Origin of the sequence: Streptomyces sp. NPDC047706 (assembly GCF_043204795.1) — a bacterium.
In the GTDB taxonomy this organism is placed as follows: Bacteria; Actinomycetota; Actinomycetes; order Streptomycetales; family Streptomycetaceae; genus Streptomyces.
This window is the reverse complement of record NZ_JBIDCW010000010.1, coordinates 1-22,916: the sequence shown is the minus strand read 5'-3', so window position 1 is coordinate 22,916 and position 22,916 is coordinate 1. Positions and strand designations below refer to the sequence as shown.

The window sequence follows — 22,916 nt, the reverse complement described above, 5'->3', positions numbered from 1 at the left end:
GCGTAACCTGCCCGGATGCCCCTGATCCCGCCCGCGCACGGACTCCGTTTCGCCTTCGGCACGCTCACGGTCCTGCCGGTACGGGTGACCCGCTGGGACCGCGAGGCCGCGCGCGGCGGGATGCTCTGCGCCCCGCTGGCCGGGCTCGTCGTCGGCCTGTGCGCGGCCGGTGCCGGTCTGCTGCTGCTGTTCCTCGGCGCGAGCCCGCTGCTGGCCGCCGTCGCCGGCGCCGCCGTTCCCGCCGTGCTCACCCGTGGCCTGCATCTGGACGGCCTGGCCGACACGGCGGACGGGCTGGGCAGCGGCAGGCCCGCCGAGGACGCGCTGCGCGTCATGAGGCAGTCGGACATCGGGCCGTTCGGGGTGCTCACCCTGGTCTTCGTCCTGCTGGCGCAGGTCGCGGCCCTGGCGCAGCTCTACGACGGCTCCTGGATCCGCGGTGCGCTCGCCACCGTCGTCGCGGCCACCGCCGCCCGGGTGGCGCTGACGCTGGCCGCCCGCGCCGGGGTGCCGGCCGCCCGGCCCGAGGGGCTGGGCGCGGCAGTCGCCGGAGTCGTCCCGGTGGGCGGCGCGGTGGGTGCCGCCCTCACGGTGACCGGGGCCGCCGCGGCCGCCGGGGCGCTGCTCGGGCCGTACGGCGTCCTGCGCGCCGCCCTCGCGGTGGTCGTCTCCGCCGTGGCCGCCGAGGTGCTGCTGCGCCACTGCGTCCGCCGGCTGGGCGGGGTCACCGGCGATGTGTTCGGCGGGCTGGCCGAGACGGCGGCGACGACGGCACTGCTGGTGCTCGTCCTGGCGTGAGGCGTCTCAGCAGGTCCGGCGCCAGACCCCCAGTTCGTACTTCTTCAGCAGCGAACTCAGTTTCAGCCTGCGGGACTCGGCGCAGAAGCGGGCGGTGGGAAGTTCGTACGCGGCGTTGAAGACCGCCTTGCCCGCCTCGACGAAGGGGGTGAGTGCCTCGCATTCCCGTACTGGGCGCACTGTTCGTTGACCGCGAAGTCGAAGTCGCCGACCAGTTCGGGGATCTGGTCGAGGTCGTTCTTCAGGCCCACCGCCATGCCGCGTTCGTGGGCCAGGCCGGCGATCAGGCGGTTGTGGCGGAGCTGGTCGGCGGCCGTGGGCGGTCAGCCGGTGGGGTTCTTGCAGCCGTCCATGTTGTCCGGCTCGACGGCGTCGAAGCCCTTGTCACCGCACAGGTCGATGCGGGCGGCCATCAGCGGCCGCAAGACGTCTGTGCGGCGGATGTCGAGCCAGCGTTCGCCGTCCCAGCCGTTGCCCTTGCCGAGAGCGGAGCTCGGGAACTTCCGCGCGTCCGGCCGCCAGTCCTCCCATGCACCGGTGGAGAGGTAGCAGATGACCTTGCGGCCCTTGTCGTGCAGTTCGGCGACCGTGGCCGCGGAGTTGTCGAAGCCGTCGATGTCGTAGACCGGCGCGTCGGCGGAGGTGTCGAGACGGCCCCGCAGCCGCCACTGCCAGTCCGTGCCGGGGCGCGGCTGCCATGCCTCCCCCGGCGGCTCCGGGTCGGACGCGCAGCCCGCGAGCAGCGCCAGCAGGGCGAGGAGGAGGACAGGGTGTCTCACAGTGAGGGCTCCAGGGTGTGCGGCAGGGTGACCCACGGATGATCTCCCAGGGACCGGCGGGGTGCTCATCGGTGGGCGGTGGCCCTTCGGCGTCGCCCTGCTGCGACTTCAGGGTGAGTGCCGGCCGCAGGAGGCCGGGGGTCGCCCAGGGCCGAGCGGTTGCCCGCGTAGGCCGTGCCGAAGGGGGCCGGCCCCGAGCAGGAGTTGCTGCCGCGTGCCCTGCGGCGCGGGCACCGGGATCTCCACACCGCTCGGCGCGCTGACGGTGACCGTGTTGCCGATCCGGTACGCGGTGACGCGGTTGTCCGCGACGGCTTGCTGCCGTGCGGCGCGGCGCTGGAGCCCGGTGCCCACGGCCTTCTGGCCGAGGTTCTCCACCGGGGTGTTGTCCGCGAACAGCGCCCGGTACTCGGCGAGCACCCCGTCCAGCACCGGGTACGGCAGCCGGTCCTCGGCGAGGCTGGACCGGTGGACGTGGTGCGGGTGCGGGTCGTTGTCCAGGGCGTGCCCGAGCGCGATCCGGGACTCCTGCGGGACGATGTGAGCGTCCGGCTCGCCCGGACCCGACGAGTGTGACTCGGCTCACGGAGTGCGAGGATCGGTAAATGGCGACGACGCCACTGACAGGTGAACGACCGCTTGAATGCTCGAACAGACACCGGGCGTAGGCTCGTGCCAGGTCGATGCCGGTCCAGGTACAGACTCCACTGCACGAGGAATCTACGGTCGGCTGTCGGGCCCGGTCGGCCCATCCTCCGGCCACAGAAACTTCACATCGGAAGCGAGATTTCACCACCGTGACTGCTCTCACTCTCAGCACCGCCGCGGCGCCCGGCCTGCGGGCCGACGCGATCGTGATCGGTGTCGCCAAGGGCGACAAGGGCCCGGTCGTCGCACCGGGCGCCGAGGCCGTTGACAAGGCGTACGACGGCGGACTCGCCGGCGTCCTGGAGACCCTGGGTGCCTCCGGCGCCGAGGGCGAGGTGACGAAGCTGCCCGCCCCCGCCGGCTTCAAGACGCCGCTCGTGGTGGCGGTGGGTCTGGGTGCCCGGCCGGTGAAGGACGCGGAGTACGACGCGGAGGCACTGCGCCGGGCCGCCGGCGCCGCCGCCCGCGCGCTGGCCGGCGCCAAGAAGGCCGCCTTCGCGTTGCCGGTCGCGGACGCGGCGGCGGCCGGCGCGATCGGCGAGGGCGCGCTGCTCGGCGCGTACTCCTTCGACGCGTACAAGGAGAACGGTCAGGCGGGCGCCGCCAAGGACAAGAAGAACGGCAAGGCCCCGCTGGCCGAGATCACCGTGCTCGGCGCCAAGCCGCGCGACAAGGCGCACAAGGCGGCGGTGGAGCGCGCGACGGCCGTGGCCGAGGAGCTGAACCGCGCCCGCGACCTGGTCAACACCCCGCCCAACGACCTCAACCCGGAGGCGTTCGCCGCGGTCGCCCAGGCCGCGGCCAAGGAGCACGGCATCAAGGTGCAGGTGCTCGACGAGAAGGCGCTGGCCAAGGGCGGCTACGGCGGCATCCTGGGCGTCGGCTCCGGTTCGGCGTCCGCGCCGCGGCTGGTGAAGCTGTCGTACACCTCCCCCAAGGCGAAGAAGCACCTCGCGTTCGTGGGCAAGGGCATCACCTACGACTCGGGCGGCATCTCGCTGAAGCCGGCCGGTCACAACGAGACGATGAAGTGCGACATGAGCGGTGCGGCTGCGGTCTTCGCGGCCGTCGTCGCCGCCGCCCGGCTCGGACTGGAGGTCAACGTCACCGGGTGGCTGGCGCTGGCCGAGAACATGCCGTCCGGGTCCGCCACGCGGCCGGGCGACGTGCTGCGGATGTACAGCGGCAAGACCGTCGAGGTGCTGAACACCGACGCCGAGGGCCGGCTGGTGCTGGCGGACGCCCTGTGGGCGGCGTCGCAGGAGAAGCCCGACGCGATCGTGGACGTGGCGACGCTGACCGGCGCGATGGTGCTGGCGCTCGGCAACCGGACGTTCGGCGTGATGGCCAACGACGACGCGTTCCGTTCCGCGGTGCACGAGGCGGCCGAGGAGGTCGGCGAGGCCGCGTGGCCGATGCCGCTGCCCGAGCACCTGCGCAAGGGGATGGACTCCCCCACCGCCGACATCGCCAACATGGGTGAGCGGATGGGCGGCGGGCTCGTCGCCGGCCTCTTCCTGCGCGAGTTCGTGGGCGAGGGCATCACCTGGGCGCACCTGGACATCGCCGGGCCCGCGTTCAACGAGCAGGGGCCGTTCGGATACACGCCGAAGGGCGGTACGGGCTCGGGTGTGCGCACGCTGGTGCGGCTGGCCGAGCTGACGGCCTCCGGCGACCTGGGCTGACGTCCGCCCACCGAGTCGTGCCCGGCTGTCGCGCCGCGGGTGCGGGTGGGCTGCGGCCGGTCGCGCAGTCGCCCACCGAGTCGTGGAGGGTCGCCGCGCCGCGGGTGCGGGTGGGCTGCGGCCGGTCGCGCAGTTCCCCGCGCCCCTCGCGGCGACCTCCTGACCGGCCGCCGGCGACCGCAGGCCCGCGACCACATCCCAGTCACCGCGGGCGACCTGGACCGACGTCCGCCCACCGGGTCGTGGAGGGTCGCCGCGTCGTCGCCCGGCTCCCCGCGCCGCCTGCGGCGACGTCCCTCCCTTCCGTCGACAGGCGAAGCCTCCCGTGTGTGACAGCCGAGCGTGCGACGTATCACACCCTGGCCCCGCGTCTCGTCCGGTGCCGACAAGTGCGAAGATGGGGCTCGGCAGGACAGGGCCCCACCGAAGGGCCGAAGTACAGCGGCCGGACACCAGCCGCCAGCCGGTCATCGTCGACCGGCGTACGGCGCACATGCATGGAGGACGTGACGTGGCGAACGACGCCAGCACCGTTTTCGACCTAGTGATCCTCGGCGGTGGCAGCGGTGGTTACGCCGCGGCCCTGCGCGGGGCTCAGCTGGGCCTGGACGTCGCCCTGATCGAGAAGGACAAGGTCGGCGGCACCTGCCTGCACCGGGGTTGCATCCCCACCAAGGCCCTGCTGCACGCGGGCGAGATCGCCGACCAGGCCCGCGAGAGCGAGCAGTTCGGTGTGAAGGCGACGTTCGAGGGCATCGACGTCGCCGGGGTCCACAAGTACAAGGACGAGGTGATCTCGGGCCTCTACAAGGGCCTGCAGGGCCTCGTCGCCTCCCGGAAGGTGACCTACATCGAGGGTGCGGGGCAGCTGTCCTCCCCGACCTCGGTGGACGTGAACGGTCAGCGCATCCAGGGCCGCCACGTCCTGCTGGCGACCGGTTCCGTGCCGAAGTCGCTGCCCGGTCTGGAGATCGACGGCAACCGGATCATCTCCTCGGACCACGCCCTCGTCCTGGACCGCGTGCCGAAGTCGGCGATCGTGCTGGGCGGCGGTGTCATCGGCGTCGAGTTCGCCTCCGCCTGGAAGTCCTTCGGCACCGACGTCACGGTCATCGAGGGCCTGAAGCACCTCGTGCCGGTCGAGGACGAGAACAGCTCCAAGCTTCTTGAGCGCGCCTTCCGCAAGCGCGGCATCAAGTTCAACCTGGGCACCTTCTTCCAGAAGGCCGAGTACACGGCCGACGGGGTCAAGGTCACCCTTGCCGACGGCAAGGAGTTCGAGGCCGAGGTCCTGCTGGTCGCGGTCGGCCGCGGCCCGGTCTCGCAGGGCCTGGGCTACGAGGAGGCCGGGGTCGCCATGGACCGCGGTTACGTCCTCGTCGACGAGTACATGCGGACCAACGTCCCGACGATCTCGGCGGTCGGCGACCTGGTCCCCACGCTCCAGCTCGCGCACGTCGGCTTCGCCGAGGGCATCCTGGTGGCGGAGCGGCTGGCCGGTCTGAAGGTCGTCCCGATCGACTACGACGGCGTGCCCCGGGTGACGTACTGCCACCCCGAGGTCGCTTCCGTGGGTATCACCGAGGCCAAGGCCAAGGAGATCTACGGCGCGGACAAGGTCGTCGCCCTGAAGTACAACCTGGCGGGCAACGGCAAGAGCAAGATCCTGAAGACCGCGGGCGAGATCAAGCTCGTCCAGGTCAAGGACGGCGCGGTGGTCGGCGTGCACATGGTCGGCGACCGTATGGGCGAGCAGGTCGGTGAGGCCCAGCTGGTCTACAACTGGGAGGCGCTGCCGGCCGAGGTCGCCCAGCTGATCCACGCGCACCCGACGCAGAACGAGGCGCTCGGCGAGGCCCACCTGGCGCTGGCCGGCAAGCCCCTGCACTCCCACGACTGACCCCCTCGGTCACTGGGCGCGACGACACAGACTTCCGCAATTTCGTAAGGAGCAACCGAAACCATGGCGGTTTCCGTAACCCTTCCGGCGCTCGGCGAGAGCGTCACCGAGGGCACCGTCACCCGCTGGCTGAAGGCCGAGGGTGAGCGCGTAGAGGCTGACGAGCCGCTGCTCGAGGTCTCCACCGACAAGGTCGACACCGAGATCCCGGCCCCGGCCGCCGGTGTGCTGGCCTCCATCAAGGTCGCCGAGGACGAGACGGTCGAGGTCGGCGCCGAGCTGGCCGTGATCGACGACGGCACCGGCGCGCCGGCCGCCGAGCAGGCCACGGCGCCGGCCGAGGAGCCGGCCGAGGAGCCTGCCCCGCAGGCCCAGCCGTCCGCCGAGCAGGCCGCCCCGGCCCCGGCGCCCACCGCCGAGGCCGCCGCCGGTGGCGGCGCCGAGGGCACGGACGTGGTCCTGCCCGCGCTCGGCGAGTCCGTCACCGAGGGCACGGTCACCCGCTGGCTGAAGTCGGTCGGCGACAGCGTCGAGGCCGACGAGCCGCTGCTGGAGGTGTCCACCGACAAGGTCGACACCGAGATCCCGGCGCCCGCCTCCGGCACGCTGCTGGAGATCGTGGTCGGCGAGGACGAGACCGCCGAGGTCGGCGCCAAGCTGGCCGTCATCGGCGCCCCGGGTGCGGCTCCGGCCGCTGCCCCGGCCCCGGCCGCCCCCGCCCCGGAGCCCGCCACCGAGGCCCCGGCCGCGCCCGCCGCCCCGCCGGCTCCGGCCGCTCCGGCACCGGCCGCGCAGGCACCGGCCCCCGCGGCTCCCGCCGTTCCGGCCCAGCCCACGGCTCCGGCGCAGCCCGCCGCCCCGGCTCCCGCGCCGGCCGCCCAGGCTCCGGCTCCCGCCGCGGCGCAGGCGACCGACGAGGGTGCCTACGTCACCCCGCTGGTGCGCAAGCTCGCCGCCGAGAACGGCGTCGACCTGGCCACCGTCAAGGGCACCGGCGTCGGTGGCCGGATCCGCAAGCAGGACGTCCTGGCCGCCGCCGAGGCCGCCAAGGCTTCCGCGGCCGCCCCGGCTCCGGCCGCCGCCGCCCCGGCCGCCGCGAAGAAGGCCCCCGCCCTGGAGGTCTCCCCGCTGCGTGGCCAGACCGTGAAGATGCCGCGGATCCGCAAGGTCATCGGCGACAACATGGTCAAGGCCCTGCACGAGCAGGCGCAGCTGTCGTCGGTCGTCGAGGTCGACGTCACCCGCCTGATGAAGCTGCGCGCCCGGGCCAAGGACGCCTTCGCGGCCCGCGAGGGCGTCAAGCTGTCCCCGATGCCGTTCTTCGTCAAGGCCGCGGCCCAGGCGCTGAAGGCGCACGCGCCGGTCAACGCCCGGATCAACGAGGCCGAGGGGACCATCACCTACTTCGACACCGAGAACATCGGTATCGCGGTGGACTCCGAGAAGGGCCTGATGACCCCGGTCATCAGGAACGCCGGTGACCTCAACCTCGCCGGCATCGCCAAGGCCACGGCGGAGCTGGCCGGCAAGGTCCGCGCCAGCAAGATCACCCCGGACGAGCTGTCCGGCGCGACCTTCACCATCTCCAACACCGGTTCGCGTGGCGCGCTGTTCGACACGATCATCGTGCCGCCGGGTCAGGTGGCGATCCTCGGTATCGGCGCCACGGTCAAGCGCCCGGCCGTCATCGAGACGGAGGAGGGCACGGTCATCGGCGTCCGCGACATGACGTACCTGACCCTCTCCTACGACCACCGCCTGGTCGACGGCGCCGACGCGGCCCGTTACCTGACGGCGGTCAAGGCGATCCTTGAGGCGGGCGAGTTCGAGGTCGAGCTCGGCCTGTAAGCACGGCGCCCAGCCGGACACCAACGATGCCCCCGCCCGGGAACCCCGGGCGGGGGCATCGTCCTTTGAGGGCGCGGGGAACCGCGCGCACCGCCACCCACGACCGCTGCGGCCGGCCGCGGAAGACCCCGCACGAGCAAGCGTGTGCGCCTCGTCTCACCTGCGTCAAAGCGCCCCCGTGCGCCCCTCCCCGACGCGTGGACGGCCTTATTGTCTAAACGTCAAACGCGCCCTAAGGAGCCTCTCATGACCGCCCCCGTCGTCCACTCGCTGCGCGAACAGATCCGCGAGCACATCCTGGAGGGCATCATCAGCGGGCGCTGGAAGCCGGGCGAGCGGATCGTGGAACGCCGGATCGCCACGGAGCTGGAGGTCAGCCAGACGCCGGTCCGCGAGGCGCTGCGCGAGCTGGAGTCGTTGCGCCTGATCGAGTCCGCGCCCAACAAGGGTGTGCGGGTGCGGAACCTGACGGCGGCCGACCTGGAGGAGAGCTACCCGGTGCGGGCCGGCCTGGAGGCCATCGCCGCCGAGCTGGCGGCGGAGCTGCTCGCCGAGGACTGCTCCGCGCTGGAGCCGCATGTCACGGCCCTGTACGAGGCCGACCGGAACGCGGACGGCACGGCCCAGGTGCGGCACACGGTCGGCTTCCACCGCGAACTGGTCCGCGCCGCCGGCAACTCCGTGCTGCTGCACACCTGGGAAGGGCTCGGCATCGAGGTCTTCACCGCGCTGTCGATCCGCTGGCTGGGGACGGTGCAGCAGTCCTACGCCGAGGAGCACGAGGAGCTGGTCGCGGCCTTCCGGCGCCGGGATCCGCGGATCGCGGAGATCGTGAAGTCCCATGTCCTGGGGTGCGCGCCGCGGGCGTGAGCACTGTGTCACGGCCCGTAATGTTGCCGTATGTCCGATGCGGCGCACGGTGTTGACGGCGGACCGCCCACGCGCGAGGAGCGTGGGACAGGTTCAAGGAGTCGCCCTTTCTGCCCGCCACCGCGCTGGTCCTGATCATCGCCGCGGCGGCATGCCTCTTCGTCGCGCCGCCGGCCCGTACACCTACCGCCCTCCCCGCTCGGGGAGATCGGCCGCCGGCCGGCACCGGGGGCGTCGGTCAACGCGGGGCACACGGCCGTGTACTTCCGCGGCCACCAGCATGCCTGGTCGCCCGCCTCAAAGGGGCGCGTGCGCCGGATCGCGCACCCGTCCGCCCGGGTGCCGGCCCGGCCAGAGAGCACTCAGACGCACTTCCACCTGCGCAAACCACAGGAGAGTCCGGCACCGGGTGCCCCAGCACGAGGCACCGCGTGCCGACTTTCTTGTGAACAAGAGGTTTTGGCGGCCAAGCCTTTGATCGATCATCGATCAGGGAGTTACAGTTCCCGACGGGCTTCCACCAAAGCCTCACGCCCTGTCCTGCCAAAGACAAAGGGCACCCCCGAACCCTTACCGATGAGGGAACCCCCCTTCGACTGAGGAAGGCGGCGACATGACCGACCCCCACGCCATCCAGCCGAGCGCGCTCGACCAGCTCCCGGACCGCGACCCGGAGGAGACCGCCGAATGGCAGGCCTCCCTGGACGCCGTGGCCGAGGCCGCCGGGCCGCACCGTGCCGCTTACCTGATGCGCCGCACGCTGGAGCGCGCCGAGGGCACCGGCATCTCGCTGCCCAAGCTGCTGGAGACGGACTACGTCAACACCATCCCCACCGCCGCCGAGCCGTCCGTGCCCGGTGACGAGGAGATGGAGCGGAAGATCACCGCGTGGAACCGCTGGAACGCGGCCGCCATGGTGACCCGCGGCGCGAAGTACGGCGTAGGCGGCCACATCGCCACCTTCGCCTCCGCGGCCTGGCTCTACGAGACCGGCTTCAACCACTTCTTCAGGGGCAAGGAGGCCGACGGGTCGGGCGACCAGCTCTACATCCAGGGCCACGCCTCCCCCGGCATCTACGCCCGCGCCTTCCTCGACGGCAGGCTGAGCGAGCACCACCTCGACAACTTCCGCCGCGAGGCCGGCGGCAACGGACTGCCGTCGTACCCGCACCCCCGCCGGCTGCCCTGGCTGTGGGAGTTCCCGACGGTGTCGATGGGCCTCGGTCCGCTCTCCGCGATCTACCAGGCGCGGTTCAACCGCTACCTCACCAACCGCGGCATCAAGGACGTCTCCTCCTCCCACGTGTGGACCTTCCTCGGTGACGGCGAGATGGACGAGCCGGAGTCGACGGCGGCGCTCGCGCTGGCCGCGCGTGAGGAGCTGGACAACCTCACCTTCGTCATCAACTGCAACCTCCAGCGCCTCGACGGCCCGGTCCGCGCCAACTTCAAGATCGTGCAGGAGCTGGAGGCCCAGTTCCGCGGCGCCGGCTGGAACGTGGTGAAGTCGCTGTGGGGCTCCGCCTGGGACGAGCTGTTCCAGCTCGACACCACGGGTGCGCTCGTACGCCGCCTGCGCCAGGTGCCGGACGCGCAGGTACAGACGTACCAGACCCGCGACGCCGCCTACATCCGCCAGGACTTCTTCGGAACCGACCCGGCGCTCGCGGAGATGGCGAAGCTGCTCAGCGACGACAAGATCCTGGACTGCTTCCACTTCTCCCGCGGTGGCCACGAGCCTCGCAAGGTCTACGCCGCGTACCGGGCCGCCGTCGAGCACAAGGGCGCGCCGACCGTGATCCTGGCCCAGACGGTCAAGGGCCACACCCTCGGTGCGGGCTTCGCGTCGAAGAACGCCAACCACCAGATGAAGAAGCTCTCGGTGGACGAGTTCAAGACGATGCGCGACCTGCTCGGCCTGCCGATCGCCGACAGCGCGTTCGTCGACGGCGTGGTGCCCTACGCCCACCCGGGCACGGACTCTCCCGAGGTCCGCTACCTCCAGGAGCGCCGCGCCGCGCTCGGCGGACCGGCCCCGGCCCGCCGGGTGCACCCGGTCGCCCCGCTGCCCGCGCCCGCCGAGAAGGCCTTCGCGGCCTTCGACAAGGGCTCCGGCTCCCAGAACGTCGCGACGACCATGGCGTTCGTCCGCCTGGTCAAGGACCTGGTCCGCGACAAGGAGACCGGCAGGCGCTGGGTGCCGATCGTCCCCGACGAGGCGCGCACCTTCGGCATGGAGTCGCTGTTCCCCTCGCTCGGCATCTACTCGCCCAAGGGCCAGACGTACGAGCCGGTCGACCGCGACCAGCTGATGTACTACAAGGAGGCCCAGAACGGCCAGATCCTCAACGAGGGGATCACCGAGGCCGGTTCGATGGCCGACTTCATCGCCGCCTCGACGTCGTACGCCACGCACGGCGAGACGATGATCCCGTTCTACATCTTCTACTCGATGTTCGGCTGGCAGCGCACGGCCGACCAGATGTGGCAGCTCGGCGACCAGCTCGGCCGCGGCTTCCTCGTCGGCGCGACGGCGGGCCGTACGACGCTGACGGGCGAGGGCCTGCAGCACGCCGACGGCCACTCCCCGGTGATCGCGGCCACCAACCCGGCCGCGCTCAGCTACGACCCGGCGTTCGCGTACGAGATCGCGGTCATCGTCCGTGAGGGTCTGCGCCGGATGTACGGCGAGGCCAAGCCGGGCGAGGACCAGGACGTCTTCTACTACCTGACGGTCTACAACGAGCCGCTGCCGCAGCCCGCGAAGCCGCAGGGCCTCGGCATCGACGAGGGCATCGTCAAGGGCCTGTACCGCTTCAACACGGCCGAGTCGGCGGGCGTGGCCGTGCCGGCGAACGCCCCGCGCATCCAGCTGCTCGGCTCCGGCACGGCCATCCACTGGGCGCTGAAGGCGCAGAGGCTGCTCGCCGAGGAGTGGGGTGTGGCCGCCGACGTGTGGTCCGCGACCTCCTGGAGCGAGCTGCGCCGGGACGCGCTGGAGGCCGACGCGGCCGGTCTGCGCGGCGAGGAGCGGGTGCCGTACGTACGGCAGGCGCTCCAGGGCGCCGAGGGCCCGGTCCTCGCGGTCTCCGACTACATGCGCCAGCTGCCCGACCAGATCGCGCAGTGGGTCGAGCAGGACTGGTCCTCGCTGGGCGCCGACGGTTTCGGCCTGTCGGACACCCGTGAGGCCGCCCGCCGCCACTTCGGCGTCGACGCGGAGTCCATCGTGGTCGCGGCCCTGGCCCAGCTCGCCCGGCGTGGCGAGGTCAAGGCGACGGCCGTGAAGGAGGCCCGCGAGAAGTACGGCCTGTAGGCAGCGGCCGGTTTCCGGAGGCCCCCGCCGCGGCGGGGGCCTCTTGCATGATGGGGCCATGCGCGCTGCCCGCCTGATCAAGATGGTGCTCCTGCTCCAGTCCCGGTCCGCCATGACCGCCGCCGAGCTCGCCCGCGAGCTGGAGGTCTCCGAGCGGACCGTCACCCGGGACGCGCAGGCGCTGTCCGAGGCCGGGGTCCCGGTGTACGCCGACCGGGGGCGGGCCGGGGGGTACCGGCTGATCGGCGGGTACCGTACGCGGCTGACGGGCCTGCACCGCGGTGAGGCCGAGGCGCTGTTCCTGTCCGGAGTGCCCGGGGCGCTGCGCGAGATGGGTCTCGAGGACGCCGCGTCGGCGGCCCGGCTGAAGGTCTCCGCCGCCCTGCTGCCCTCCCTGCGCGACGCGTCCCGTACGGCCGCGCAGCGCTTCCATCTGGACGCGCCGAACTGGTTCAAGGAGCCCCGCACGCCCGAACTGCTGCCCGCCGTCGCGGACGCGGTGTGGGACGACCGGCCTCTCACCGCGCGCTACCGCCGGGGCGACGGCGAGGTGGAGCGGCAGCTGGAGCCGTACGGGCTCGTACTCAAGGCGGGCGTCTGGTACCTGTGCGCACGCGCGGCGCCGCAGGGGGCGTGGCGGGTCTACCGGATCGACCGGTTCACCGCCGTCGCCACCGGGGAGGAGCGGTTCGTGCGGGACGAGGACTTCGACCTGCCCGCCTTCTGGGAGGAGCGGGCCGAGCAGTTCGCGCGCTCCATCCTGCGCGCCGAGGTCCGGGTGCGGCTCTCCCCCGCCGGGGCGCGTGCCCTGCCGCACGCCGTCGATCCGCTCGCCGCCCGCGAGGCGCTGGACGACGCCGGGCCGCCGGATTCCGTCGGATGGGTGACGCTGACACTGCCGGTGGAGTCCGAGGAGGTCGCCCACACCCAGCTCACGGCGCTCGGCGCGGAGGTCGAGGTGCTGGCTCCGGCGAGCCTGCGGGCCCGCTTCGCCGGGGACGCGGCCCGGCTCGCCCGGCTGTACGGCCGCTGACGCGGCCCTACCTCCGATAACAATCCACCGCACTCCGCGTGCGCCCCACCCGGGAAGGCCCGATGCTTGACCCGTGATGGACGAGACGGAGTTCTGGGAGCTGATCGACGCCACCCGCGAGGCCGCCGAGGGCGACCCCGAGGAGCAGGCCGACCTCCTGGTGGAAAGGCTCCTCCAGCTGGACCCCGACGAGGTCCTCGACTTCGCCCGTCACTTCGAGGCCCGCTACAACCGCGCGTACACCTGGGACCTGTGGGGTGCCGCGTGGGTGCTGCTCGACGGGGCCAGCGACGACGCCTTCGACTTCTTCCGGTGCTGGCTGATCGGCCAGGGCCGCGAGGTGTACGAGGGTGCCGTGCACGTCCCCGACGCGCTCGCCGACCTGCTGGACGAGTTCGACGAGGAGATCGACGGCGACGGCGAGGAGCTGGGCTACGCGGCCGACGAGGCCTACGAGCAGCTGACCGGGACCGTCGCCCCCGACCTCGGCATCGCACCCGCCGCGGCGGAACCGGAGGGCACGCCGGTGGACTTCGAGAACGAGGCGGCGCTCGCGGAGCGGTATCCACGGCTGTGGGCCCGCTTCAAGGAGTGAGAGCGGTCAGCCTTCGAGGCCCGCGGGGAAGTACGCCTGCGTCTGGTCCGCGGCGTGGCGCAGCGGTGCCGCGTTGGCCTGGTCGAGGGCGTTCGCTATGGCCGCGTCCGGGCCCACGACGACCGTCGCGACCGCGCAGAGCACGCGCCACGGCCCGCGCAGGGCCTCGCTCCACGTGCCGGTGCCATCGCTCATGATCTCCGCCTCCGGTCCGTCCCCGTCCGGCACACCAGGCTGCGGGCCCTGCGGCCCCCCGCGGGGCGGCCGGGGCCTTCCCGGGGCGTTCACGGGCGCCCCTGCAACCGGGCCGCCAGGTCCCTGATCTCCGGCAGGCGCGCCGTCAGGGCGGCGCCGGGGCAGCTGGTCATGTAGCCGTCGCCGTGGCCGGCCAGGGCAGGCAGCGTGGCGGGGGTGCCGGCGGCGAAGCGGCTGAGGCTGCTGCTGGAGACCAGGCGCACCTCGGTGTGCGGGTCGGTGCCCGACAGACCGAGCTTCCAGGCGGCGAGCGCCGCGATCGCGTCGGTCATCACGCGCGGCACCTCGGCGCCCGCGGTGAAGGTGCCGATGGCGGCGATGCCGGCGGTGCGGTGGTTGAAGCCGACGGTGTGGGCGCCGGTCACGGGGCGGTCGACGCCGCCCGCGCGGCCCTCGTAGACGGTCCCGCAGCGGTCGACGAGGAAGTTGTAGCCGATGTCGTCGAAGTCGCGGGCGCCGGTCTGGCCGGCGTAGAGGTCGCGGATGATCTGGGGGACGTCGGCGCAGCGGTAGGAGTTGGGCGTGTCCGTGTGGTGCACGAACACGGCGACGACCGAGTCGTCGTAGCGCGGCGGCGGCTGCTTGCCGGTGGTCGCGCTCCCCTCGGCCCAGAACGAGCGGGGGACGACGGGCGGCCGAGGGGCGGAGTGCGGGGCGGGCACGCGGGTGGCGAGTGTCCGGGCGTCGCGGGCGGCCGTCGCCGACCGGTCCACGGCGTTCGCGCACAGGGCCAGGGCCATGACCGCGGCGAGGCCGGGCAGACAGCCCGCGAGCGTCACGGCGCCGGGTATGTGCACGGCGCGGGGCCGCGCTCCCCGTCTTCTTCTCATGCCACGTTTCAGGACACGCATGGACCCACTGTCGGGCCGGTCCGGTCCGCCCGCGATGTGTGCTGTGCCACCTGGTGGAACCATCGTCCGGGTCGGTGACGTTTTTCGGGTACACGCACACGTGGCCGGTTTCCGGTCCGGCACCGCGGGCGTGGCTGATCACTGGGCCCGTCCGGCGCGTATCAAGGCGTGGTGGGGCGCGTACCCGCGCGCACCGACCGGGACTGGAGAAAGGCGGCTCCGTGGACCTGCTGGACATCCTGCTGGCGCTGGTGATCCTGATCTACGCCGGCTCCGGCTACCGGCGCGGGCTGGTGGCCGGCTGTGTCTCGCTCGCCGGGTTCGTGGGCGGCGCGGTGATCGGCGTGTGGATCCTGCCGTGGGTGATGGACCTGGTGTCGCCGGGGACCACGGCGGCGACGGTGACGGCGGTCCTCACGGTGCTGGTGCCGGCGGTGGTGGGGCACGAGCTGGCGGGGCGGCCGGCGCTGCGGCTGCGGCGGGAGCTGGAGCGAGGGCCGCTCAGGGTGGCCGACGGGGTCGGCGGGGCGGCGGCGAACTCGGTGGCCGTGCTGATCGTGGCGTGGGTGGCGGCGAGCGTGCTGGCCGCGTCCTCGTCCGCGCTGCTGACGGGCGCGATCCGGGACTCGCGGCTGCTCGGCGCGGTGCAGACCGCGATGCCGGACGCCACACCGGGCTGGTTCTCGCGGGCCACGTCCGCGCTGACCGAGGCGGGCTTCCCGCAGGTGTTCAACCCCTTCGAGAGCGAGTCGACGGCCGAGGTGGCCAGACCCTCCGGGGACAACGTCACGGCGAGCGCCACCGACGCCGCCCGGCGGAGCACCGTGAAGGTCGAGGGCGTGGCGGACGGCCAGGGGCGTGAGGGCAGCGGGTTCGTGTACACGGCCGAGCGTGTGATGACCAACGCGCACGTGGTGGCGGGCATCGACGAGCCGACCGTCCGGGTCGGCGGGGTCGGGCCGTCGTACCGGGCGCGGGTGGTGCTCTTCGACCCGGACAGGGACGTGGCGGTGCTCCACGTCCCCGATCTGCCCGCCCCCGCCCTGGAGTTCGACGACGCCGAGCGGGGCGACGCGGCCGTGGTCGCCGGCTACCCGCAGGACGGCAACCTGGACCTGCAGGCCGCGACGGTCGCCAACCGGGTGCGGGCCACCGGCCAGAACATCTACAGCGACGAGAACGTCACGCGGGAGATCTACTCGATCCGCTCCACCGTCCGCCCCGGCAACTCCGGTGGCCCACTGCTCACCACCGAGGGCAGGGTGTTCGGCATGGTATTCGCCCGCTCCACCTCCGACGCGGAGACGGGGTACGTCCTGACGGCCGCCGAGGTCGCCGGTGACGCGGCGCGCGCGGCGGACGCGACGGTGCCGGTGGAGACGGGCGAGCTGGTGAGCTCGTGACGCCCCGGCACCGCGCGGTGGCTCAGAGGATCCGGCCCATCAGCACGTCGTCGACGTAGTGCCCGTCGAGGAAGAACTCCTGCGGCAGCACCCCCTCCACCACGAAGCCCTCCGCCTCGTAGAGCCCCCGGGCCGGCGTGTTGTGCCCGAGCACCCGCAGGGTGATCCGGCGGGCGCCCTGCCGCCGTGCCTCGTCCTGCACGGCCCGCAGCAGTGCCCGGCCGGCCCCGCCGCCACGGGCCTCCTCGGCGACCACCAGGCCTTGTATCTGGCGGACGTGCGCGTTGCTCTCCAGCGGCGTGGGCAGTCCCAGCCGGATGTAGCCGGCGACCGCTCCGGCGACTTCGGCGACGAGATGGTCGCGCGGCCCGAACCGGTCGCTGAAGAAGGGTTCGTACGGCGGCCTGGGGCGCGGCTGGACGGAGTGCAGCACGGACCAGCAGGTTCGGTCCAGCCGTCCCAGCGTCTCCTCGTCGGCGTACCTGGCGTGACGTATGTACGGAACCGGCATGACGTCACTGTACGGCGGCCGTACGAGCGCCAGTCCGGGCCTTGTGCCCGCTCGACCGGCAGGATGGACGCATGGAGCGAATCGCGGTGGCCGGCGCGTCCGGCCTCATCGGCAGTGCCCTCGTGCGGTCCCTGACCGCCGACGGGAACGAAGTGGTGCGTCTGGTGCGGCGGGAGCCCCGGGCGGCGGACGAGATCCGCTGGGACCCCGAGGGCGGGTACGTCGACACGGCCGGGCTCGCCGCGTGCGACGCGGTGGTCAACCTGGCGGGCGCCGGAGTGGGCGGCCGCCGCTGGACCGAGGCGTACAAGGCGAAGATCCGTGACAGCCGGGTGCTCGGTACGGCGACGCTGGCCAGGGCCGTCGCGGGGCTCCCGGCGGAGCGGCGGCCGCGCGTCTTCGTCGGCGGCAGCGCGATCGGCTACTACGGGGACACCGGGGAGCGGGCCGTCGACGAGCAGGCGCCCCCGGGGCGGGGCTTCCTGCCGGAGCTGTGCGTGGAGTGGGAGTCGGCCGCGGCGCCCGCCCGGGACGCCGGGGTGCGCACGGTGTACACGCGGACCGGGCTGGTGGTGTCCCGCGACGGCGGCGCCTGGGGGCGGCTGTTCCCGCTGTTCTCCGCGGGACTCGGGGGGCGGCTCGGGGACGGGCGGCAGTACTGGTCGTTCGTGTCGCTGCACGACGAGGTCGCGGCGATCCGGCACCTGCTGGACCGGGAGGACCTGTCCGGGCCGTTCAACCTGACCGCCCCGGAGCCGCTGACGAACCGTGAGATCACCGAGGCGATGGGCAGGGTGCTGCGCCGGCCCACGCTGTTCGCGGTGCCGTCGCCGGTGCTGCGGGCCGCGCTGGGTGAGATGGCCGGGGACGTGCTGGGCAGTCAGCGGGTGGTGCCGAAGCGGCTGCTGGAGTCGGGGTTCGGCTTCGCGTTCCCGGGGATCGAGGGGGCGATTCGGGCGGCGGGGTGAGGTGTGCCGACGCGTCTGACCGTATGCGACCGCCGTGCGACCGTGCCCTGCTCATGCGCGACTGCCCCTGACCGAACCCAAGCCTAACCTCGACTCAACTCGGGTATCCCCAGAGCCGGTTGAGGGCATGAGCTCTCCACCGGCCGTGCAACGTCGAGGAGGGGCACGTGCTTGAGCCCGCGTATCAGGCGGACGTCGTCGTCGTGGGAGCCGGGATCGCCGGCCTCGCCGCGGCGCATCGGCTGACCGGTGCAGGAATCGCGACCACCGTGCTGGAGGCAGCCCCTTGTGTGGGCGGGCGGATGGCGACGGAGAAGGTGGACGGCTTCCGGCTCGACCGCATCGGGCAGCTCCTGTTCACGTCGTATCCCGAACTGCGCCTGACACCGGGGCTCGGCGCGCTCGCGTTGCGCGCGTTCGCCCCCGGCGTCCTGCTGCACAGCGACGGGCGCCGGCACCGTGCGGGCGCCCCGGCGGGCAGCGGGAGCGCAAGGGGCGCACTCCATGCAGTGCGCGCCCTTGCGAGCGCCCCCCGGGTGACGCCGCGGCCGGCCGCCGGGGCCAGAGGACCGGCCGGTGCGCCGCTGGGCGGAGCCATGGACCAGGCACGGCTCGGGGCCGCGCTGGCCCGGATCGGCGCGACGCCCGTCGAACGGCTGCTGTCGCGGCCGGAGTTGCCCGCCGGACAGGCCCTCGCGGCGCGCGGGCTGCCCTCCCGGACCATCGACGGCTTTCTGCGCCCGCTGCTCGCCGCGCTGCTGTGCGACCCGGAGCTGACCACCTCCAGCCGGTGCGCCGACCTCGCGCTGCGGGCGTTCGCGGCGGGGCGGATGTGCCTGCCGGAGGGCGGCGCCGAGGTGCTGCCGGAGCTGCTCGCGCACGGGCTGCCGCCTGGTTCGGTGCGCACCGGGGTGCGGGTCACCGGCGTGTCCACGACGTCGGTGAGCACCGCCGAGCACGGGGAGTTCCGGTGCCGGGCGGTGCTGGTGGCGACGGACGCGCGGACGGCGGCCGAGTTGCTGCCGGGGCTGCGGGTGCCGGACTTCCACCCGGTGACGGTGGTGCACCACACGACCGACGAGCCGCCGCAGACCGGGGCGTCGCTGCTGCTGGACGCCGACCGGGGCGGGCCGGTGGCGCACACGGCGGTGGTCAGCGCGGTGGACCCGGCGCGGGCGCCGGCCGGGCGCGCGCTGGTGTCGTCGACGGTGCTGGGGACCGCGCCGGGCGATGTCGACACGGCGGTGCGCGTACATCTTGCGCGGCTGTACGGCACGTCGACGGCGCGCTGGGAGACGCTCGCCGTGCAGCGCACCGCCGAGGCCGTCCCGGTGATGCGGCCGCCGCACGATCTGCGCCGGCCGGTGCGCCTGCTGGCGGGGCTGTACGTGTGCGGCGACCACCGGGACACCAGCACGGTCCAGGGCGCCCTGCACTCGGGCCGCCGCGCGTCCGCGGCGATCCTGGCGGACCTGGGGGCGTCGGACTCCCTGCACACCGCGGACCCGACGCCCACCGCCCGCGCGGCCTGAGCAACGGCCCGGCCCACCCGCGAGGGGCGCGCGGGCGGCGGCCAGAGGTACCGGCGCCGGAACGGATCCGCACCCGAAGGAGCGGGGCGTGCCGCTTCCGTCGCTTCCGTCCCGGGAACCGCCCGCGACGGAAGCGGTCCGCCCCGGCGCCACCCACGACGACAGGGAGCCACCGCCCACGGCGACGGCGGTCCGCCCCTGCGCCGCGCCCGTCGCTCAGTTCAGCGCCGCCACCTTGTCCCGGTAGCTGCGGGCCGGGGCCGCGTCCCGGTAGGGCTCCAGGCGGCGTTCGAAGTCCCTGACGTACTCCACCGCCCGTACCGAGCGCATCTCCGCCGCCTGGCCGGCCGCTTCGGCGGCCAGCTGACAGGCCTGGTCCAGTTCGCCCAGGCCGAGCCGGGCGGTGGCGAGGACGACACGGCAGAACAGCCTGCTGCGGGCGAGCCCGGCGGGCCGCAGTTGCAGGGAGCGCTCCGCGTGCTGGGCCGCGGCCCGGAACTGCTGGAGGTCCCGGTGGCAGTGCCCGAACTCGTCGGCGAGCTGCCCCTCGTCGAAGAAGCGCGCCCAGGACGGCACGTCGTCCCCCGCCCGGGCCGCCTCCAGCGCGCGCTCGGCGCGCACCAGGGACGCGGTGCACGCCCGCACCTCGCCCAGGACCCCGTGCCCCCGTGCCTCGGCGGAGTGCAGCAGCGCCTGCACGACGGGCGGCGCGGAACCGCCCACCCCCTGCTGGGCCACCCGCGCCAGCTGCACGGCCTCCCGTCCGTGGCTCAGATAGACGGCCTGCCGGCTCATGGTGACCAGCACATACGCCCCGTAGGCCCGGTCCCCGGCGGCCTGCGACAGCCGCAGCGCCTGCACGAAGTACCGCTGCGCGAGGCCGTGCGCGGCGATGTCGTACGACGTCCAGCCGGCGAGCCGGGTGAGGTCGGCCGCGGCGGCGAACAACCGCCGGCCGGTCTGCTCGCCGTAGCTGGCGCGCAGCATCGGTTCGAGTTCGTGTTCCAGGTATCGCACCAGGGCCTGCCGGGCGTGGCCGCCGCCGTAGGCGTTGTCGAGGGTGCGGAACAGCTCGGCGACCGAGCGGAGCGCGGCGATGTCGCCGCCGGTGACCCGGTGGCCGGGTCCGCGCTCGGTCCGGCCGCGCTGCTGGGGCACCGCGGGACGGCCCTGCACGGGCACCCGGGCCGGGGACTCGCCCCGGGCCACCCGCTCGTCTGCCCGGCCGATCAGCCAGTCCCGGCTGGGGACGACCAGCCCGGCCGGGGTGAACGCGATCTTGCGCAGCTCGGCATGGCTTCCGGAGTCCTTGCGCCACAGGCCGCTGACGATGTCGACGGCCTCCTCCGGACCGGCCGCGAACTCGAGGCCCGCGTAGACCGGGGCGCAGGCGTCCAGGCCCAGGTCCTGGGCGGTGAGCCGGCGGCCGAGCCGGCGGGTGAAGACCTCGGCGATGAGCGCCGGGGTCGTTCCTCGGGGCTGCTGTCCACGCAGCCAGCGGGTGACGGACGTCTTGTCGTATCTCAGATCGAGTCCGTGTTCGAGGCCGAGCTGGTCCACGCGACGGGCGAGACCTGCGTTGGAGAACCCCGCTTCTGCGATGAGCGCGGCGAGCTGGCGGTTGGGAGTGCGCTGCGCGGGTCGTTCCGTCATCTGCGGTGCGGTCTCCTGCCTTCGGGCTTTCGGCGGCCATTGCCGCCGTGCTGCCCGGATTGCCTGTGAGCAGCCCTTATGGCCTCGTGAACGGCGCGAATGTAGCGGAGAGTGAGCAACTGATCGCACACTTCGACGTTCATTCATCCGATCGTGTGAGGATTGCCACCAGCGCTGACGCACCCCTGGCAGTCGTACAGTGGCGTAGGCGCTTTTCGTGCCTTACGACCTTCTAGGGAGGCGCTTGCCGTGAGTGAGTTGCGGTTCGTCCGTATGGGATTCGGTGCGGACGCCGTCGAGTACCAGGAGGCGTGGGACGAGCAGCGCCGGGTGCACGCGGCGCGGTTCGCCGACGAGATCCCCGACACCGTGCTGCTGCTGGAGCACCCGCCGGTGTACACGGCGGGCCGGCGCACGGCCGACAGCGAGCGCCCGCTCGACGGCACCCCCGTCATCGACGTGGACCGCGGCGGCAAGATCACCTGGCACGGCCCGGGCCAGCTGGTGGGCTACCCGATCCAGAAGCTCCCGCGCCCGGTGGACGTGGTGGCGCACGTACGGCGGCTGGAAGAGGCGCTGATCCGCACCTGTGCCGACTTCGGCCTGGAGACCACCCGGGTCGAGGGCCGCAGCGGCGTCTGGGTCCTGGGTGACCCGGTCGAGCAGCGCCCCTCCTTCGGCGGCCTCTCCCTCGACTTCGACCCCCGTCTGCAGGACGAGGAGTTCGACCCGCGCCTCGACGGACCCGAGTACGCCCCCTCCAACGCCGGCCAGCGCCGCGAGGACCGCAAGATCGCCGCGATCGGCATCCGGGTCGCCAAGGGCGTCACGATGCACGGTTTCGCGCTCAACGTGAACCCGGACAACAAGTGGTTCGACAAGATCATCCCCTGCGGCATCCGCGACGCGGGCGTCGCCTCCCTGGCGGCCGAACTGGGCCGCGACGTGACGATCGCGGAGGTGCTCCCGGTCGTCGAACGCCACCTGCGGGACGTACTGGAGAACGCGGACCTGCGGCCGCGGGCGATCGAGAGGACGCCGGCATAGATCCGGCCCGTCCGGCGTTGGAGGACATGGCCCCTGCAGGGCCTGAGCGGGGTCCGGGGGCGGCAGCACCCGGCAAGGCCGGCATCGTCATCGGCCACCAAATCAACGGGCGTACCCTGGGGAACGCCGAAGAATCAATCGCTAGGGAGCCGGTCGTGTCCGCAGTCGCACCCGACGGACGCAAGATGCTGCGCCTGGAGGTCCGCAACAGCCAGACCCCCATCGAGCGCAAGCCCGAGTGGATCAAGACCCGGGCGAAAATGGGCCCCGAGTACACGAAGATGCAGAACCTCGTGAAGAGCGAGGGCCTGCACACGGTCTGCCAGGAAGCCGGCTGTCCCAACATCTACGAGTGCTGGGAGGACCGCGAGGCGACCTTCCTCATCGGTGGCGACCAGTGCACCCGGCGCTGCGACTTCTGCCAGATCGACACCGGCAAGCCCGAGGCGCTGGACCGCGACGAGCCCCGCCGCGTCGGCGAGTCCGTGGTCACCATGGACCTGAACTACGCCACCATCACCGGCGTCGCCCGCGACGACCTGGAGGACGGCGGCGCCTGGCTCTACGCCGAGACCGTGCGCCAGATCCACGCGCAGACCGCGGACCGCGAGGCCGGCCGGACCAAGGTCGAACTGCTCGCCCCCGACTTCAACGCGGTGCCCGAGCAGCTGGCCGAGGTCTTCTCGTCCCGCCCCGAGGTCTTCGCGCACAACGTCGAGACGGTCCCCCGGATCTTCAAGCGCATCCGCCCCGGCTTCCGCTACGAGCGCTCCCTGAAGGTCATCACGGAGGCCCGCGACTACGGCCTGGTCACCAAGTCCAACCTGATCCTCGGCATGGGCGAGACCCGCGAGGAGATCAGCGACGCGCTGAAGCAGCTGCACGACGCCGGCTGCGAGCTGGTCACCATCACGCAGTACCTGCGCCCGTCGGTGCGCCACCACCCGGTGGAGCGCTGGGTCAAGCCGCAGGAGTTCGTGGAGCTGAAGGAGGAGGCCGAGCAAATGGGCTTCTCCGGTGTGATGTCCGGCCCGCTGGTGCGCTCCTCGTACCGCGCCGGGCGGCTGTACCGGATGGCCGTCGAGAAGCGGGGCACGTACATCGCGGCGCAGGCCGTCTGACACGGCGTCACCTGACTGGGGGGGGGGGGGGGGGGGGGGGGGGGGGGGGGGGGGGGGGGGGGGGGGGGGGGGGGGGGGGGGGGGGGGGGGGGGGGGGGGGGGC

Annotated in this window: 18 protein-coding genes and 2 pseudogenes; 14 read left to right on the top strand and 6 right to left on the bottom strand. The window is 73.1% G+C overall.

The features are described 5' to 3' along the window. Positions 1–15: 15 nt before the first annotated feature. Positions 16–798 carry an adenosylcobinamide-GDP ribazoletransferase gene (locus ACGF8A_RS14110; protein WP_393107714.1) on the top strand — a complete coding sequence of 261 codons (783 nt, stop codon included), beginning with the start codon at positions 16–18 and terminating at the stop codon, positions 796–798. 6 nt (positions 799–804) lie between these two features. Here ACGF8A_RS14110 and ACGF8A_RS14105 read toward each other — a convergent pair. Continuing rightward, a pseudogene (locus ACGF8A_RS14105) lies at positions 805–1,646 on the bottom strand (endo alpha-1,4 polygalactosaminidase). Between the two features lie 39 nt (positions 1,647–1,685). Next, on the bottom strand, positions 1,686–2,009 hold the full coding sequence (locus ACGF8A_RS14100; protein ID WP_393107712.1) for a hypothetical protein: 324 nt from the start codon (positions 2,007–2,009) through the stop codon (positions 1,686–1,688). 365 nt (positions 2,010–2,374) lie between these two features. Here ACGF8A_RS14100 and ACGF8A_RS14095 point away from each other — a divergent pair, with 365 nt between their 5' ends. The 8 genes and pseudogenes from ACGF8A_RS14095 to ACGF8A_RS14060 all read left to right on the top strand — a co-directional run bounded on the left by ACGF8A_RS14095 (position 2,375) and on the right by ACGF8A_RS14060 (position 13,472). Next, on the top strand, positions 2,375–3,910 hold the full coding sequence (locus ACGF8A_RS14095; protein ID WP_393107710.1) for a leucyl aminopeptidase: 1,536 nt from the start codon (positions 2,375–2,377) through the stop codon (positions 3,908–3,910). A 511-nt stretch (positions 3,911–4,421) separates the two neighbouring features. Beyond that, positions 4,422–5,810 carry a dihydrolipoyl dehydrogenase gene (gene lpdA, locus ACGF8A_RS14090; RefSeq protein WP_393107708.1) on the top strand — a complete coding sequence of 463 codons (1,389 nt, stop codon included), beginning with the start codon at positions 4,422–4,424 and terminating at the stop codon, positions 5,808–5,810. A 63-nt stretch (positions 5,811–5,873) separates the two neighbouring features. After that, positions 5,874–7,658 (top strand): 2-oxoglutarate dehydrogenase, E2 component, dihydrolipoamide succinyltransferase, encoded by a 1,785-nt coding sequence (gene sucB, locus ACGF8A_RS14085; RefSeq protein WP_393107706.1) that lies wholly within the window; start codon positions 5,874–5,876, stop codon positions 7,656–7,658. A gap of 246 nt (positions 7,659–7,904) precedes the next feature. Then, positions 7,905–8,528 (top strand): GntR family transcriptional regulator, encoded by a 624-nt coding sequence (locus ACGF8A_RS14080; protein WP_393107704.1) that lies wholly within the window; start codon positions 7,905–7,907, stop codon positions 8,526–8,528. A gap of 183 nt (positions 8,529–8,711) precedes the next feature. Further along, positions 8,712–8,816: pseudogene (locus tag ACGF8A_RS14075) on the top strand (ABC transporter permease); the annotation flags it as partial. Positions 8,817–9,141: 325 nt separating this feature from the next. Beyond that, on the top strand, positions 9,142–11,844 hold the full coding sequence (gene aceE / locus ACGF8A_RS14070; RefSeq protein ID WP_393107702.1) for a pyruvate dehydrogenase (acetyl-transferring), homodimeric type: 2,703 nt from the start codon (positions 9,142–9,144) through the stop codon (positions 11,842–11,844). Positions 11,845–11,902: 58 nt separating this feature from the next. Beyond that, positions 11,903–12,877, top strand: a complete 975-nt coding sequence (locus ACGF8A_RS14065) for a helix-turn-helix transcriptional regulator (RefSeq protein ID WP_393107700.1) — start codon at positions 11,903–11,905, stop codon at positions 12,875–12,877. Positions 12,878–12,953: 76 nt separating this feature from the next. Next, positions 12,954–13,472 carry a DUF4240 domain-containing protein gene (locus tag ACGF8A_RS14060; RefSeq protein ID WP_393108072.1) on the top strand — a complete coding sequence of 173 codons (519 nt, stop codon included), beginning with the start codon at positions 12,954–12,956 and terminating at the stop codon, positions 13,470–13,472. 6 nt (positions 13,473–13,478) lie between these two features. Here the strand turns inward: ACGF8A_RS14060 and ACGF8A_RS14055 are convergent, their stop codons facing one another. Beyond that, the gene (locus ACGF8A_RS14055; RefSeq protein WP_393107698.1) at positions 13,479–13,667 is read right to left on the bottom strand and encodes a hypothetical protein; all 189 of its coding nucleotides are present in this window, start codon (positions 13,665–13,667) and stop codon (positions 13,479–13,481) included. A gap of 89 nt (positions 13,668–13,756) precedes the next feature. Further along, positions 13,757–14,641, bottom strand: a complete 885-nt coding sequence (locus tag ACGF8A_RS14050; protein WP_393107696.1) for a peptidoglycan recognition protein — start codon at positions 14,639–14,641, stop codon at positions 13,757–13,759. A gap of 158 nt (positions 14,642–14,799) precedes the next feature. On the opposite strand from ACGF8A_RS14050, the gene ACGF8A_RS14045 reads away from it, so the two are divergent. Further along, complete coding sequence (locus tag ACGF8A_RS14045; protein WP_393107694.1) at positions 14,800–15,981, top strand: MarP family serine protease; 1,182 nt, start codon at positions 14,800–14,802, stop codon at positions 15,979–15,981. A 22-nt stretch (positions 15,982–16,003) separates the two neighbouring features. On the opposite strand, the gene ACGF8A_RS14040 is transcribed toward ACGF8A_RS14045, so the two are convergent. Then, positions 16,004–16,492 (bottom strand): GNAT family N-acetyltransferase, encoded by a 489-nt coding sequence (locus ACGF8A_RS14040; RefSeq protein ID WP_393107692.1) that lies wholly within the window; start codon positions 16,490–16,492, stop codon positions 16,004–16,006. Positions 16,493–16,563: 71 nt separating this feature from the next. Between ACGF8A_RS14040 and ACGF8A_RS14035 the strand changes: the two genes are divergently transcribed. Continuing rightward, complete coding sequence (locus ACGF8A_RS14035) at positions 16,564–17,460, top strand: TIGR01777 family oxidoreductase (RefSeq protein ID WP_393107690.1); 897 nt, start codon at positions 16,564–16,566, stop codon at positions 17,458–17,460. Positions 17,461–17,627: 167 nt separating this feature from the next. After that, a complete protein-coding gene (locus tag ACGF8A_RS14030; RefSeq protein ID WP_393107688.1) occupies positions 17,628–18,992 on the top strand; it encodes an NAD(P)/FAD-dependent oxidoreductase in 1,365 nt (454 codons plus the stop codon). 216 nt (positions 18,993–19,208) lie between these two features. On the opposite strand, the gene ACGF8A_RS14025 is transcribed toward ACGF8A_RS14030, so the two are convergent. Continuing rightward, positions 19,209–20,645, bottom strand: a complete 1,437-nt coding sequence (locus ACGF8A_RS14025) for a regulator (protein ID WP_393107686.1) — start codon at positions 20,643–20,645, stop codon at positions 19,209–19,211. Between the two features lie 249 nt (positions 20,646–20,894). Between ACGF8A_RS14025 and lipB the strand changes: the two genes are divergently transcribed. After that, on the top strand, positions 20,895–21,692 hold the full coding sequence (lipB, locus tag ACGF8A_RS14020) for a lipoyl(octanoyl) transferase LipB (protein ID WP_393107684.1): 798 nt from the start codon (positions 20,895–20,897) through the stop codon (positions 21,690–21,692). A 155-nt stretch (positions 21,693–21,847) separates the two neighbouring features. After that, complete coding sequence (lipA, locus tag ACGF8A_RS14015; RefSeq protein ID WP_393107682.1) at positions 21,848–22,813, top strand: lipoyl synthase; 966 nt, start codon at positions 21,848–21,850, stop codon at positions 22,811–22,813. Positions 22,814–22,916 lie beyond the last annotated feature (103 nt).